The organism is Streptomyces sp. NPDC002463 (assembly GCF_042889835.1).
GTDB classification, from domain to species: Bacteria; Actinomycetota; Actinomycetes; order Streptomycetales; family Streptomycetaceae; genus Streptomyces; species Streptomyces nymphaeiformis.
Genome location: NZ_JBIARL010000007.1, coordinates 45,267 through 58,920 on the forward strand (window position 1 = coordinate 45,267; position 13,654 = coordinate 58,920).

At 73.9% G+C, this 13,654-nt stretch carries 12 protein-coding genes; 3 read left to right on the forward strand and 9 right to left on the reverse strand.

Going from position 1 to position 13,654, the window contains the following annotated elements:
- Window positions 1-46: 46 nt before the first annotated feature.
- Window positions 47-592 (forward strand): bacterial proteasome activator family protein, encoded by a 546-nt coding sequence (locus tag ACFYX3_RS15930; protein ID WP_116160038.1) that lies wholly within the window; start codon window positions 47-49, stop codon window positions 590-592.
- Window positions 593-816: 224 nt separating this feature from the next.
- On the opposite strand, the gene ACFYX3_RS15935 is transcribed toward ACFYX3_RS15930, so the two are convergent.
- From ACFYX3_RS15935 to pdhA, 7 genes are all read right to left on the reverse strand, one after another.
- Window positions 817-1,803 carry an NAD(P)H-quinone oxidoreductase gene (locus ACFYX3_RS15935; RefSeq protein WP_376583448.1) on the reverse strand — a complete coding sequence of 329 codons (987 nt, stop codon included), beginning with the start codon at window positions 1,801-1,803 and terminating at the stop codon, window positions 817-819.
- 39 nt (window positions 1,804-1,842) lie between these two features.
- Entirely contained in the window at window positions 1,843-2,928 is a 1,086-nt protein-coding gene (locus ACFYX3_RS15940; RefSeq protein WP_389013346.1) for a potassium channel family protein, read from the reverse strand.
- Window positions 2,925-4,211 carry a molybdopterin molybdotransferase MoeA gene (locus tag ACFYX3_RS15945; protein WP_389013349.1) on the reverse strand — a complete coding sequence of 429 codons (1,287 nt, stop codon included), beginning with the start codon at window positions 4,209-4,211 and terminating at the stop codon, window positions 2,925-2,927. Before ACFYX3_RS15945 ends, ACFYX3_RS15940 begins: the two co-directional genes overlap by 4 nt.
- 11 nt (window positions 4,212-4,222) lie before the next feature.
- The gene (locus ACFYX3_RS15950) at window positions 4,223-5,107 is read right to left on the reverse strand and encodes an NTP transferase domain-containing protein (RefSeq protein WP_389013353.1); all 885 of its coding nucleotides are present in this window, start codon (window positions 5,105-5,107) and stop codon (window positions 4,223-4,225) included.
- A gap of 134 nt (window positions 5,108-5,241) precedes the next feature.
- Window positions 5,242-6,618, reverse strand: coding sequence for a dihydrolipoamide acetyltransferase family protein (locus ACFYX3_RS15955; protein WP_389013356.1), 1,377 nt, complete (start codon window positions 6,616-6,618; stop codon window positions 5,242-5,244).
- The gene (locus ACFYX3_RS15960) at window positions 6,618-7,664 is read right to left on the reverse strand and encodes an alpha-ketoacid dehydrogenase subunit beta (protein WP_359511395.1); all 1,047 of its coding nucleotides are present in this window, start codon (window positions 7,662-7,664) and stop codon (window positions 6,618-6,620) included. The genes ACFYX3_RS15955 and ACFYX3_RS15960 overlap by 1 nt, the downstream gene beginning before the upstream one ends.
- Window positions 7,664-8,824: a pyruvate dehydrogenase (acetyl-transferring) E1 component subunit alpha gene (gene pdhA, locus ACFYX3_RS15965; protein ID WP_389013927.1), complete on the reverse strand. Its 1,161-nt coding sequence runs from the start codon at window positions 8,822-8,824 to the stop codon at window positions 7,664-7,666. The genes ACFYX3_RS15960 and pdhA overlap by 1 nt, the downstream gene beginning before the upstream one ends.
- 177 nt (window positions 8,825-9,001) lie before the next feature.
- On the opposite strand from pdhA, the gene ACFYX3_RS15970 reads away from it, so the two are divergent.
- A complete protein-coding gene (locus tag ACFYX3_RS15970; RefSeq protein ID WP_382656197.1) occupies window positions 9,002-9,541 on the forward strand; it encodes an Lrp/AsnC family transcriptional regulator in 540 nt (179 codons plus the stop codon).
- Window positions 9,542-9,629: 88 nt separating this feature from the next.
- Here ACFYX3_RS15970 and ACFYX3_RS15975 read toward each other — a convergent pair whose 3' ends face one another.
- Both ACFYX3_RS15975 and ACFYX3_RS15980 read right to left on the reverse strand, forming a co-directional pair.
- On the reverse strand, window positions 9,630-10,223 hold the full coding sequence (locus tag ACFYX3_RS15975; protein ID WP_376583459.1) for a TetR/AcrR family transcriptional regulator: 594 nt from the start codon (window positions 10,221-10,223) through the stop codon (window positions 9,630-9,632).
- Window positions 10,223-11,806, reverse strand: coding sequence for a 3-hydroxyacyl-CoA dehydrogenase (locus tag ACFYX3_RS15980; protein ID WP_389013361.1), 1,584 nt, complete (start codon window positions 11,804-11,806; stop codon window positions 10,223-10,225). Before ACFYX3_RS15980 ends, ACFYX3_RS15975 begins: the two co-directional genes overlap by 1 nt.
- Window positions 11,807-11,931: 125 nt before the next feature.
- On the opposite strand from ACFYX3_RS15980, the gene paaN reads away from it, so the two are divergent.
- Window positions 11,932-13,629, forward strand: a complete 1,698-nt coding sequence (gene paaN, locus ACFYX3_RS15985; protein ID WP_389013364.1) for a phenylacetic acid degradation protein PaaN — start codon at window positions 11,932-11,934, stop codon at window positions 13,627-13,629.
- The last annotated feature ends 25 nt before the right edge of the window (window positions 13,630-13,654 follow it).

The window sequence follows — 13,654 nt, forward strand, 5'->3', positions numbered from 1 at the left end:
CAGGGGCACACCCTGTGGGGAGGCATGCGTACGAGAGAATGGCGGCATGGAGATGCCGAGGAATGACAGGTCGCAGGAGAGCCCCCAGGTCCTCATCGTGGGACAGGACGGGACGGCGCTCGGCGGCACTCAGGGCGACGACGAACCCCGCGAGGTCCCGGTGACGGAAATGGTCGAGCAGCCTGCGAAGGTCATGCGGATCGGCAGCATGATCAAGCAGCTCCTGGAGGAAGTACGGGCGGCCCCTCTGGACGAGGCGAGCCGGGTCAGGCTGAAGGACATCCACGCCAGCTCCGTGAAGGAGCTGGAGGACGGGCTCGCGCCCGAACTGGTCGAGGAACTGGAGCGGCTCTCCCTGCCGTTCACGGACGAGGCGATCCCCTCCGAGGCGGAGCTGCGCATCGCGCAGGCGCAGCTGGTGGGCTGGCTCGAGGGCCTGTTCCACGGCATCCAGACGGCGCTGTTCGCCCAGCAGATGGCGGCCCGCGCCCAGCTGGAGCAGATGCGCCGCGCACTGCCTCCGGGCGCGTCGCACGACGATGACGACGACCACGGCCACGGCCACGCGGTCCGCTCGGGCCCGTACCTGTAGGTAGCGCAGGTCGTACGGAGAAGGGCCCCGCACACCAGGTGTGCGGGGCCCTTCTCCGCGCTACGGGCGCTGGCACCGGTGGTGCCGGTTGTGCCGACCGCGGCGGGGGCACGCGCCGGTGCGGACGGTGCCGGCGGCCACGCGCCGGCACCGGAGATGGCGGGCGCTGGGGCCGGCCGCCGCCCCGGGGTCACGCACCGCTGCCGGCGGCCGTTCGTCGGCCGTCAGGCGCCCGGGGTGAGCAGCAGCACCTTGCCGACGTGGCGGCCGTCCTCAAGGGCCCGGTGGCCCTCGGCGGCCTCCGGCATCGGGACGGTGCGGTCGACGACCGGCCGGACCGTGCCCGCGCCGATCAGCGGCCAGACGTGCTCCCGTACGGCCGCGACGATCGCCGCCTTCTCCCCGGCCGGCCGGGACCGCAGCGTCGTCGCCATGACGGCGGCGCGCTTCGCGAGCAGTGCCCCGAGGTTCAGCTCGCCCTTCACCCCGCCCTGGAGGCCGATGACGACCAGCCGGCCGTTCACGGCCAGCGCCTTCACGTTCCGCTCCAGGTACTTCGCGCCCACGATGTCCAGGATGACGTCCGCGCCCGCGCCGTCCGTCGCCTTCGCCAGCTCCTCGACGAAGTCCTGCTCGCGGTAGTCGATGAGGATGTCCGCGCCGAGCTCGGCGCAGCGCGCCAGCTTCTCGGGGCCTCCCGCGGTGACCGCGACCCGCGCGCCGACCGCCTTCGCCAGCTGGATCGCCATCGTGCCGATGCCGCTCGCGCCGCCGTGCACGAGCAGCGTCTCGCCGGGTCGCAGGTGGGCGATCATGAAGATGTTGGACCAGACGGTGCACGCGACCTCGGGGAGCGCGGCGGCCGTGGCCAGGTCGACGCCCTCGGGCACCGGCAGGAGCTGACCGGCCGGGACCGCGACCTTCTCCGCGTAGCCGCCACCGGCGAGCAGCGCGCACACCTCGTCGCCGACGGCCCAGCCCGAGACCCCCGGGCCGAGCGCGGCGATCCGGCCCGCGCACTCCAGACCGGGGTACGGGGAGCTGCCCGGCGGCGGGTCGTAGAAGCCCTGGCGCTGGAGCAGATCGGCGCGGTTGACCGCGCTGGCCACCACCTCGACGAGGACCTCGCCCTCGCCGGGTACGGGATCGGGCACCTCGGCCCAGACGAGCGCCTCGGGGCCGCCGGGTTCCGGAATCGTGATCGCATACATGGCGGCGAGGCTACTCGCCCGGCGGGCCGGTCCTCCGGCTCAGTCCTCCGGCGGCGTGGACAGTGGGGTCACCGGCGCGGCGCGCACGATGGTGATCACCCGGTCCATGAGCTGGAGCGGGCTGGCCGCGGGGTCGTCGTAACCGAGCAGCCGGTGCCCGCGGAGCACGCTGACCACCAGGTCACCGGTCTCCCGCACGCTCTTGCCGACCTCGCTCTTGGTCACCGGCCGCTCCACGAGGTCGAGGCCCGAGCCCTGCTGGATGAGGTCCTCCATCACGGTGCCGGCGCTGGGGCTCAGCACGGAGAGGCCGAGCAGGCGCCCGGCGGCGCTGGCGCTGGTGATGACCGCGTCCGCGCCGGACTGGCGGAGCAGCGGCGCGTTCTCCTCCTCGCGGACCGCGGCGACGATCTTCGCGCCCTTGTTGAGCTGGCGTGCCGTGAGGGTGACCAGGACCGCCGTGTCGTCGCGCTGGGTGGCGATGACGATCTGCCGGGCCCGCTGCACCTCGGCGCGGAGCAGAACGTCGCTACGGGTCGCGTCGCCGATGACACCGACGAACCCGTCCGCGTTCGCCGTCTCGATGACCTTGGTGGAGGGGTCGACGATGACGATCTGGTCCTTGCGGAGCCCGGTCGCGCAGAGCGTCTGGATCGCGGACCGTCCCTTCGTCCCGAACCCGACGATGACGGTGTGGTCGCGCAAGGTGGACCTCCAGCGGTTCAGCCGGAACTCCTCCCGGGTCCGCTCGGTGAGGACCTCGAGAGTGGTGCCGACCAGGATGATCAGGAACAGCACGCGCAGCGGCGTGACCAGCAGGATGTTGACGAGCCGCGCCGAGTCGCTGTACGGGACGATGTCGCCGTATCCGGTGGTGGAGAGCGTCACGGTCGCGTAGTAGGCGGCGTCGAGGAAGTCGAGCGTCTCGTCGGCGTTGTCGTGGTAGCCGTCGCGGTCGGCGTAGACGATGAGCACCGTCACGATCAGCACGCCGAGCGCCATGAGCAGCCGCTTGCCGACCTGCCGCAGCGGCCGCTCGACGACCCTGCGGGGCAGCCGGACCTGAGGGCCCAGGGCCCGCTCGTCCGCATCTCGTGCCATCACGTCACGGCTGGGAAGTTTCACGTGAAACACGCTCCTTGGGCCGGTACGGCGCCCGACGTCGGCGGCCAGGGAAGGTCGAGGACGTCCAGCTCCTGGCCGGACCGGGCGCCGCCGGGCGGGACGACGGCCATGCCGTCCGCGACGGCGATGCCCCGGAGCATGGCCGGCCCGTTGTAGTGCAGCGGAACGAGGTGGTCGTCCCGGCGGGCGACGGGGACGAGCCGGGTGTCGTGGGGGTGCCCGTGTACCTCGTCGAGGACGGGGGCAGGGCCCCGGCCTCCGGTGGGTGAGGTGCCGGCCAGGGCGGCGAGGAGCGGCTCGGCGAGCGTGAGGAGGCCGGAGACGGCGGCGAGCGGGTTGCCGGGCAGGCCGACGAGGTGACGGCCCCCGCCCAGGGCCGCGAGGAGCATCGGGTGACCGGGGCGGACCTTCACCCCGTCGACCAGGAGCGTGGCGCCGGCCTTGTCGAGCACTCGGTGCAGGTGGTCGACGGGCCCGGCGGCGGTGCCTCCGGTCGTGACGACCACGTCGGCGGCGGAGCCCGTGACGGCCGCGTACAGCTCCTCGGCGTCGTCGCCGATCCGCCGGGTGCCGAGCACCTCGGCGCCGAGCGCCTCCAGCCAGGGACCGAGCATCGGGCCGAGGGCGTCACGGATGAGCCCCGCGTGGGGGAGACCGGCCGTGAGCAGCTCGTCGCCGAGGACGAGGACCTCCACCCGGGGGCGCGGCGGCACCGGGAGCTCGTCGTACCCGGCGGCCGCGGCGAGGCCCAGGACGACCGGGGTCACGGCGGTGCCCGCGGGGAGCAGTTCGTCGCCGGACCGGCACTCCTGGCCCCGGGGCCGGATGTCCTGCCGGGAGACGACGTCCCGCAGGGCGTGCAGCAGCGGCCCCTCGGTGCGGGAGTGTTCGGTGCGGATGACGGCGGTGGTGCCGGGCGGTACGGGGGCGCCGGTGGCGATCCGTATGGCCTCGCCGTCGGTCAGCGCGGCGGTGGGCGCGTGACCGGCGAGGACGGAGGTGTCCGCGCGGACGGTCCAGGGGCCCTGGCCCGCGACGGCCCAGCCGTCCATGGCGGAGGTGTCGAAGGAGGGCAGGTCGGTGAGGGCACGGAGCGGCTCGGCGAGGACCTGGCCGAGCGCCTGCCCGAGCGGGAGGCGCCGCGGCTCACGCCCGGCCCGCGCGGCGGTCCCGGCGCGGGCGGCGGCGGCCCGGGCCTCGGGCCAGGCGGTGGCCCGGTGCGGCTGCTCGGCCCGGGGGCCGGTGGCGGCGGGGGCCACGGGGGCGGGCTCCTTCGACTTCATCCGGCCTCGTCCTACTCGGTGGCTCGTTCGGAGGGCTGCTCGGAGGGCTGCTCGCCGTCCTCTTCGGCGGCCCAGCGCTGAGCGAGCGCCGCGGCCTTGCGGGCGGCCTCGGCGACGGCCTCGGGTCCGCCCTCGCCCGCGCGGGCCGCCGCGTAACCGACCAGGAAGGTGGTCAGGGGCGCGGCGGGGCGGGCCACGCCGTGGGCGGCGTCACGGGCGAGGTCGAGCAGCACGCCGGTGTCGACGTCCAGTTCGATGCCCAGTTCGTCTTTGACTGCGGTGATCCATTCATCAAGCACGGTCCCATGCTCCCTGATGCGCGCCCGGGCCGTGGCGATGTCCTCCCAGGTGTCGCAGTCGAAGGAGGCGAGGGGGGCCGCGGCGACCCTGGTGAGGTTCAGTCCCCCGGTGAGGAGACGCAGCGGACCGCCGGCGAGGGTGCCCCGGCGGTCGGCGATGAGAGCCAGTTCACGCAGGAGCGGGGTGCGGCGGTAGGCGGCGACGAGCGGCTGGTCCCGGCTCTCGGCGTCGGTGAGGAGCGCGGCCTCGGCCCCGGGGGCCGCGGCGAGCGCGTCGAGGAGGCGTCGGACGGTGGCCCCGTCCAGGAAGGGCAGGTCGGCGGAGAGGACGAGGAGGACGTCGGCGCCGGTCTCCCGTACGCCCGCGCCGAGCGCGGCCAGCGGCCCGCCGCCGGGCGGGTCCTCCCTGGTCCAGCGGACGGGGCGGGCGGTCGGACGGGGGGCGGCGACGACCACGGTCCGGGCGGCGTCGGGACAGGCCGCGAGCACCCGGTCGAGGAGGGTCCGGCCCCCGATCCGTACCCCGGGCTTGTCGGAGCCGCCGAGGCGCCGGGCGGCACCCCCGGCGAGCACGACGGCGTCGTATGCGGTGGTCACCCCAGCAGTATGGGCCGCAGGGGGCCACGGCCGACGGGCCCGTCTCCCTTGCTGAGACGGGCCCGTCGGCGGTACCGGCGGACGGCCGTACCGGGTGGGGGTCCGGTGCGGGCGTCCGGTGCGGCCGTTGTGCGTCAGACCGTGCGGAGCAGGACGGCAGGCTGCTCGACGCAGTCCGCCACGTACCGCAGGAAGCCGCCCGCCGTGCCGCCGTCGCAGACGCGGTGGTCGAAGGTGAGCGACAGCTGCACCACCTGACGGACGGCCAGTTCGCCCTGGTGGACCCAGGGCTTGGGGATGATCCGGCCGACACCGAGCATGGCGGCCTCGGGGTGGTTGATGATCGGCGTGGAGCCGTCGACCCCGAACACCCCGTAGTTGTTCAGGGTGAACGTGCCGCCGGTCAGATCGGCCGGGGTGATCGCACCCTGCCGGGCCGCCTCCGTCAGCCGGGCGAACTCCTCCGTCAGCGACTCGGCGGTCCTGGTCCCCGCGTCCTTGACCACGGGGACGACGAGCCCGCGCGGGGTCTGGGCGGCGAAGCCGAGGTGCACGGACGGCAGCCGGACGATCTCCCGGGCGGCGGTGTCCACCGTGGAGTTGAGCTCGGGGAACCGGGCCAGGGCGTGGACGCAGATGCGCGCGAGGAGCGCGAGCAGCGAGATCTTCGGCCCACCGGCCGCGTTCATCGCGGCGCGTGCCGCCATCAGCTCGGTCGCGTCGGCGTCGACCCAGCAGGTCGCGTCGGGGATCTCCGTACGGCTGCGGGACAGCTTGTCCGCGACCGCGCCACGGACCCCGCGCAGCGGGACACGCTCACCGGCGGCGGCGACGGAGACCGCGGCAGGGGCGGGAGTGGGCGCCGGGGTGGCGACCGGCTGCTCCAGGGCCGCGAGGGCCAGCTCCACGTCGGCCCGCAGGATCAGCCCCTCGGGCCCGGATCCGCGCACCTCCCGCAGGTCGAGGCCCCGGTCACGGGCCAGCTTCCGCACGAGCGGCGAGATGACGGGCACGGGACCGGTGGCCGCCGAAGCGCCGACCGGAGCAGGAGCGGCCACGGGAGCAGGAGCGGCGACCGGAGCGGCAGCCGGAGCCGGGGCGGCAGCCGCCGGGTTCGCGTGCCGCACCCGGCGGCGCCGGGCGGCGGGCCCGGCCGTGCCGTAGCCGACGAGCACATTGCCCGAGTACTCCGAGGAGACAGCCGCATCGGCGTCCGCGCGGCCCGCTCCCGGGGCGGCCTCCGCGAGCTCCTCCGGCGCGCCCGTGCCACCGACGGCGACCGTCAGGAGCGGTGCGCCGACGGGCAGTTCGGTGCCCTCCTCGCCGTACCGGGCGGTGACGACGCCGCCGTACGGGCAGGGCACCTCGACCATGGCCTTGGCCGTCTCGACCTCGACGACCGGCTGGTCGATGGCGACGACGTCGCCGACGGCGACCAGCCAGCGCACGATCTCGGCCTCGGTGAGCCCCTCACCGAGGTCGGGCAGCTTGAACTCCAGGACCTGTGCCATCAGTTCCCCGCCTCCCACTGCAGTCGCGCCACCGCGTCCAGGACGCGGTCCACGCCCGGCAGGTGGTGCCGCTCCAGCATCGGCGGCGGGTACGGGATGTCGAAGCCCGCGACCCGCAGCACCGGCGCCTCCAGGTGGTGGAAGCAGCGCTCGGTCACGCGCGCGGCGATCTCCGCGCCAGGGCCGCCGAAACCGGTCGACTCGTGGACGACGACCGCGCGGCCGGTGCGCCGCACGGAGGCGCAGACGGTCTCGTCGTCGAACGGCACGAGCGAGCGCACGTCGACGACCTCCAGGTCCCAGCCCTCGGCCTGCGCGGCCTCGGCCGCCTCCAGGCAGACCGGCACCGAGGGGCCGTAGGTGATCAGGGTGGCCCCGGTGCCCCTGCGGCGCACGACGGCCTTGCCGATCGGCTCGACGGGCGCGGGCGCCTCGGGGGACCAGTCGGACTTGGACCAGTAGAGCCGCTTGGGCTCCAGGAAGACCACCGGGTCGTCGGAGGCGATGGCCGCGCGCAGCAGCCCGTAGGCGTCCTCGACGGTGGCCGGGGTGACGACGTGCAGGCCCGGCGTGGCCGTGTAGTAGGCCTCGGAGGAGTCGCTGTGGTGCTCGACACCGCCGATCCCGCCGCCGTACGGGACGCGGATGACGATCGGCATCGGCATCGCGCCGCGGGTGCGGTTGCGCATCTTCGCCACGTGGGAGAGCAGCTGCTCGAACGCCGGGTAGGCGAACGCGTCGAACTGCATCTCCACGACCGGCCGCAGGCCGTACATGGCCATGCCGACGGCCGCGCCGAGGATGCCCGCCTCGGCCAGCGGGGTGTCCGTGCACCGGTCCTCGCCGAACTCCTTGGCGAGCCCGTCGGTGACCCGGAAGACGCCGCCGAGGGTGCCGACGTCCTCGCCCATCACGTGGACGGTCGGGTCCTCGGCCATCGCGTCGCGCATGGCGCGCTGGAGCGCCTGCGCCATCGTGGCGGGCTTCGGCTTCGCGGCGTTCCCGCCGGCCTTGGCGGCCGCGGGGCCGGTCGTCGCGGTCGTCATCACGCCTCACCCTCGGCTTCGAGCTCGGCGCGCAGCTGCGCCGCCTGTTCGCGCAGCTGCGTCGTCTGCTCCGCGTAGACGTGGGAGAAGAGCTCCATCGGGTCGAGCACCGGGTCGGCGTTCATCCGTTCGCGCAGCTCCGCCGCCATCGTCTCGGCGGCCTCGGCCGCCGCGCTCCTGCCGTCCTCGTCGAGCAGGCCACGCTCCGTCAGTTCCCGTTCCATGAGGAGGATCGGGTCGTGCGCCCGCCAGGCCTCGACCTCGCCGGCCGTGCGGTAGCGGGTCGCGTCGTCGGCGTTGGTGTGGGCGTCGATCCGGTAGGTGATCGCCTCGACGAGGGTGGGGCCGCCGCCGCGCCGCGCGCGGGCCACGGCCTCGGTGAGCACCTGGTGGACGGCGACCGCGTCGTTGCCGTCGACGAGCCGGCCCGGCATCCCGTACCCGACGGCCTTGTGGGCGAGGGAGGGGGCGGCGGTCTGCTTGGCGAGCGGCACGGAGATCGCAAAGCCGTTGTTCTGGACGAGGAAGACCACGGGGGCCTGCCAGACGGCGGCGAAGTTCAGCGCCTCGTGGAAGTCGCCCTCGCTGGTGCCGCCGTCGCCGACCATGGCGAGGGCGACGACGTCATCGCCCTTGAGGCGGGCGGCGTGGGCGAGGCCCACGGCGTGCGGGAGCTGGGTGGCGAGGGGCGTGCAGAGCGGCGCGATGCGGTGCTCGTGCGGGTCGTACCCGGTGTGCCAGTCGCCGCGCAGCAGGGTCAGTGCCTGGACGGGGTCGAGGCCCCGCGCCACGGCCGCGAGGGTGTCGCGGTACGAGGGGAAGAGCCAGTCCCGCTCCTCCAGGGCGAGGGCGGCGGCGATCTCGCACGCCTCCTGGCCGGTGGTGGACGGGTACACGGCGAGGCGGCCCTGCTTGGTGAGGGCGGTGGCCTGCGTGTTGTACCGGCGGCCGCGGACCAGCTCCGCGTAGAGCCGGAGCAGCAGCGCGGGGTCGGCGTCGGCCACGGCGTCCGTGCCGAGCACGCGCAGCGGCTCGGCCTCCGGCAGCAGCGGGGCGGGATCGGTGCGCGGCTGCCACGCCGGCGGCGGGGTCGGCCGGTAGGCGGGAACGGCACCGGGCGGCTCTTGGACTGTCGAACTGCGCTGTTGCAACGAGTCCACCTCCTCGTGGGAGCGGGCATAAGACCCGAAGGCGGGTGGCGCGAGTGTGGCGCGCCTCACCTACCGATTGTTCGGTCGTGGAGGCATTTTGGCTACAGGCACCTTCAGCCTGTGGACAAACGGTTCTCCACAGCCTGGGATAAGGGCAGGTCGTCCACCGGAGAGAGGCGGGGGCACATGGCGGATGAACAAATGGCCGAGGACTGGGAGCAGGTCGTCGCCCCGGGACCGGCGGCGGGGCTCCCCGGCATTCCCGCGCGCCCGCTGGACGCCGTCGACCGCGACATCCTGCGGATCCTGCAGACGGACGGCCGCGCCTCGATCCGCTCCGTGGCCGAGCGGGTGCACGTCTCCCGGGCCAACGCGTACGCGCGCATCAACCGGCTCATCGACGACGGGGTGATCCGCGGCTTCAGCGCGCGCGTGAACCACGAACGGGCGGGGCACGGCGCCTCCGCCTACATCACGCTCAAGATCGTCCAGAACTCCTGGCGGACCGTGCGCGAACAGCTCCAGGCCCTGCCGGGAGCCGCGCACATCGCCCTGGTCAGCGGCGATTTCGACGTCCTGCTGCTCGTCCACACCCCCGACAACCGGACCCTGCGCGAGCTGGTGCTCACCAAGCTCCAGTCGATCCCCGAGGTGCTCTCCACCCGGACGCTGCTGGTCTTCGAGGAGACGGACCTGGACCCGGACCACCGCGACCCGGGCCGCTGATCCGGGTACGAGGGGACGCCAGGGCGGCCCCGTGGGCCGTCCGGAAAAAAACGGGCCCGCAGGACGACTCACAGGCCCGTACGACGCCTCAGCGGGCCGTGCGCAGCCCGTCGAAGGCCAGGTGGACGACGGTCTCGGCGAGCTGCTCGCGCTCCGCCGCCGCGTCCGGGTGCGGCCGGTACCACTCCACCAGCGAGTTGATCATGCCGAAGAGCAGCCGGGTCGCGAGCCGGATGTCCACGTCGGCCCGCAGGTCGCCCTCGGCGGCGGCGGCCTTCAGCAGATCGGCCACCTTGTGGTCGAACTCGCGGCGCCGCTCCATCGCCCACCGCTCGGTGGCGGTGTTCCCGCGCACCCGCAGCAGCAGCGTCACGTACGGCAGCTCCGCGATCAGCACCTCGACGGTGCGGCGCGTGACGTACTCGACCTGCTCGACGGCCTTGCCGCGCCCGGCGCCCGGCTCGTCGAGGATCGCGAAGAGCCCGTCGAGCGCCCGGCTGACCGCGCGCCGCAGCAGCTCCTCCTTGCCGGAGACGTGGTGGTAGATCGAGGACTTCGAGATCCCGGCCGCCTTGGAGAGGTGCTCCATGGACGTGCCGTCGTAGCCGCGCTCGTTGAAGACCCGCACCGCCACCGAGAGCAGCGTCTCGGGGGTGTACGTGTCGCGCTTCGCCGTGGTCATCAGGAGTCCCGTCCTTCCTCGGCGTATCCCCGGCGGGCGGTGGCCAGGCTGGGCGCGTAGCGCCCCGTCGGGTAGCGCTCGTCCAGGGCGGAGAGCAGATCGCGTACGCGCGCGTGGCCCACGTTCCCGGCCCACTCCAGCGGGCCGGCGGGGTAGTTGACCCCGAGCCGCATGGCCGTGTCGACGTCCTCGGCGGTGGCGACGCCCCGGTCGACCGCGTCGGCCGCGAGGTCGGCGAGCATCGCGACCGTACGGGCGACGATCATGCCGGGCACGTCGCCGATGACGGACACCTGCTTGCCGAGCGCCTGGAAGAGGCCCACGGCCTCGGCGAGGGAGTCGGCCGAGGTGTGCTCGCCGGTGGACAGCACGATGCGGGTCGCGCGCGCGTAGTCCAGCGCGAGGTCGAAGTAGATGATCTCGTCGGTGTGGTGCTCGAAGGCGGTCTCGCCGTCGGCGAGGCCGAGGCGGGCGCCGCCGGGCAGCTGGACGTACCCGTTGCCGCCCTTGCGCCGGACCTTGATTCCGGCCTCCTCGAAGAGTCCGACCAGCGGCTCGGCGGGCCCCAGGTCGCCGCGTACGGCGATCCGCTCGGGCGCCTCCGCCGGCGGCGCGGTGTGCGGCTCCGGCCGCTCCGCGCCCTCCGCGTACGAGAACCAGCCGTGTCCCGACTTGCGGCCGAGCCGCCCCGACTCGACGAGCCGGCGCTGCGCGAGCGAGGGGGTGAACTTCGGGTCCTGGAAGAAGGAGTCCCAGACGGACCGGGTGACGGCCTCGTTCACGTCCTGGCCGATGAGGTCGGTCAGCTCGAACGGGCCCATGCGGAAGCCGCCGCACTCGCGCAGGGCGGCGTCGATGGTGGCGGGGTCGGCCGCGCCCTCTTCGTACACCCGGAGCGCCTCGGCGTAGAAGGGGCGGGCGACCCGGTTCACGATGAAGCCGGGGGTGTCCGCGCAGCGCACCGGCGTCTTGCCCCAGCCCTTGACCGTGGCGTACGCGCGCGTGGCGACGTCCTGGTCGGTGGCGAAGCCGCTGACGACCTCGACGAGGGGGAGCAGCGGAGCCGGGTTGAAGAAGTGCAGTCCGACGAAGCGGCCGGGCAGCCGCAGTCCTCCGGCGATGGCGGTGACGGAGAGGGAGGAGGTGTTCGTGGCGAGGACGGTGTCGTCGCCGACGATCTTCTCCAGGTCGGCGAAGAGCCGCTGCTTGACCGAGAGGTCCTCGACGATCGCCTCGATCACGAGGGAGGCGTCCGCGAGCTCGGCGGGGTCCTCGGCCGCGTGCAGCCGGCCGACGGCGGCCTCGCGGGCGTCGGCGTCGAGGCGGCCCTTCTCCACGAGCCGGTCCAGGCGGGCGGTGAGGGCGGCGACGGCCTCGGCGGCCCGGCCGGGGGCGCTGTCGTAGAGGCGCACGGGGTGGCCGGCGACCAGTGCGACCTGGGCGATGCCCTGGCCCATGGTCCCGGTGCCGACGACGGCGACGGTGCGGTCCGGTCCGATGGCGGCGGTGCGGTCCTGCCCCTCGGCGGCGGTCTCACTGGTGGTCACGTCGTCGCTCCCCCTGGCGGTCACGTCGGCACTCATTAGGAGTGATCCTCCCCGATGGGTTCTCCACAGGATCGGCGGACCCCCTTGTCCCGACCGATCGTTCGGTTACTCTAACTCCGTACGCGTCTCCCTGCCCAGCTCGACGAGGAGTTGGTCCATCGATGGCCACCGCTCAGCTGACCACCGACCGTCTGGCCGAGAAGCACCGGTCCACACTCGACCAGGCGCTCTCCACGATCCGCACGCGCGCCTACTGGTCGCCGTACCCCGAGCACCCGAAGGCGTACGGCTCGGACGGCTCGCTCGACGCCGCTGCGGGCCTCGCCGCCCACCAGTCCGCGCTGAACACCCGCTTCGAGCTCGACCAGCCCGGCACGGACGGCTGGACCGGCGGCGAGACCTCGCCGTACGGCCCGTCGCTCGGCATCGAGTACCCGCACGCCGACCTCGACGTGCTGCTCCCCGCGATGCGCGCCGGCATGGGCGCCTGGCGGGACGCCGGCGCCGAGACCCGCGCCCTGGTCTGCCTGGAGATCCTCGCCCGGATCTCCGCCCGGACCCACGAGTTCGCCCACGCCGTCATGCACACCAGCGGCCAGGCGTTCATGATGGCGTTCCAGGCCGGCGGCCCGCACGCCCAGGACCGCGGCCTCGAGGCCGTGGCGTACGCGTACGAGGAGCAGACCCGCACGCCCGCCGGGCGGGCCGGCTGGTCCAAGCCGCAGGGCAAGCGCGACCCCCTGGAGCTCAGCAAGGAGTTCACCCCGGTCGGCCGCGGCATCGCCCTGGTCATCGGCTGCAACACCTTCCCCACGTGGAACGGCTACCCGGGCCTGTTCGCCTCCCTCGCCACCGGCAACCCGGTCCTGGTCAAGCCGCACCCGCGCGCCGTCCTGCCGCTCGCGCTCACGGTGAAGGTCGCACGCGAGGTCCTCGCCGAGGCCGGCTTCGACCCGAACCTGGTCGCGCTGGCCGTCGAGCGCCCCGGCGAGGGCATCGCCAAGACCCTGGCCGTGCGCCCCGAGATCCGGATCATCGACTACACCGGCTCGACCGCCTTCGGCGACTGGCTGGAGGACAACGCCCGGCAGGCCCAGGTCTACACCGAGAAGGCCGGCGTCAACACGGTCGTGGTCGACTCCACGGACGACTACAAGGGCATGCTGGCCAACCTGGCCTTCTCGCTGTCCCTGTACAGCGGCCAGATGTGCACCACCCCGCAGAACCTGCTGATCCCCCGCGACGGCATCACCACCGACCAGGGTCCGAAGTCGTACGACGAGGTCGTCGCCGACCTCGCGGCTGCGGTCGGCGGCCTGCTCGGCGACGACGCCCGGGCCAACGGCCTGCTCGGCGCCCTGGTCAACCCGGACGTGAAGGCGCGCCTGGAGGCCGCCGCCGGGCTCGGCGAGGTCGCGCTCGCCTCCCGCGAGGTGGTCAACCCGGAGTACCCGGACGCCGTGGTCCGGACGCCGGTCATCGTGAAGCTGGACGGCTCCAAGCCGGACGCCCAGGCCGCGTACTTCTCGGAGTGCTTCGGCCCGGTCTCCTTCGCGGTCTCGGTGGACTCCACCGCCGACGCCCTGGAGCTGCTGCGCCGCACGGTCCGCGAGAAGGGCGCCATGACGGTCGGCGCCTACACGACCTCGGCGGACACCGAGCGCGCGGTGGAGGAGGTCTGCCTGGAGGAGTCGGCCCAGCTCTCGCTGAACCTCACGGGCGGGGTGTACGTGAACCAGACGGCCGCGTTCTCCGACTTCCACGGCTCGGGCGGCAACCCGGCGGCGAACGCCGCGCTGTGCGACGGCGCGTTCGTCTCCAACCGCTTCCGGGTGGTGGAGGTCCGCCGCCAGGCCTGACCCACGGTCTCGTGGAGGCCCTCCG

Bases quoted from the DNA above. Each gene is read 5' to 3' on its own strand.
- ACFYX3_RS15955 (WP_389013356.1), bottom strand. From the start codon at position 6,618: ATGGCACAGGTCCTGGAGTTCAAGCTGCCCGACCTCGGTGAGGGGCTC.
- ACFYX3_RS15970 (WP_382656197.1), top strand. From the start codon at position 9,002: ATGGCGGATGAACAAATGGCCGAGGACTGGGAGCAGGTCGTCGCCCCG.
- ACFYX3_RS15975 (WP_376583459.1), bottom strand. From the start codon at position 10,223: ATGACCACGGCGAAGCGCGACACGTACACCCCCGAGACGCTGCTCTCG.
- paaN (WP_389013364.1), top strand. From the start codon at position 11,932: ATGGCCACCGCTCAGCTGACCACCGACCGTCTGGCCGAGAAGCACCGG.
- ACFYX3_RS15930 (WP_116160038.1), top strand. From the start codon at position 47: ATGGAGATGCCGAGGAATGACAGGTCGCAGGAGAGCCCCCAGGTCCTC.
- ACFYX3_RS15935 (WP_376583448.1), bottom strand. From the start codon at position 1,803: ATGTATGCGATCACGATTCCGGAACCCGGCGGCCCCGAGGCGCTCGTC.
- ACFYX3_RS15945 (WP_389013349.1), bottom strand. From the start codon at position 4,211: ATGAAGTCGAAGGAGCCCGCCCCCGTGGCCCCCGCCGCCACCGGCCCC.
- ACFYX3_RS15960 (WP_359511395.1), bottom strand. From the start codon at position 7,664: ATGACGACCGCGACGACCGGCCCCGCGGCCGCCAAGGCCGGCGGGAAC.
- ACFYX3_RS15980 (WP_389013361.1), bottom strand. From the start codon at position 11,806: ATGAGTGCCGACGTGACCGCCAGGGGGAGCGACGACGTGACCACCAGT.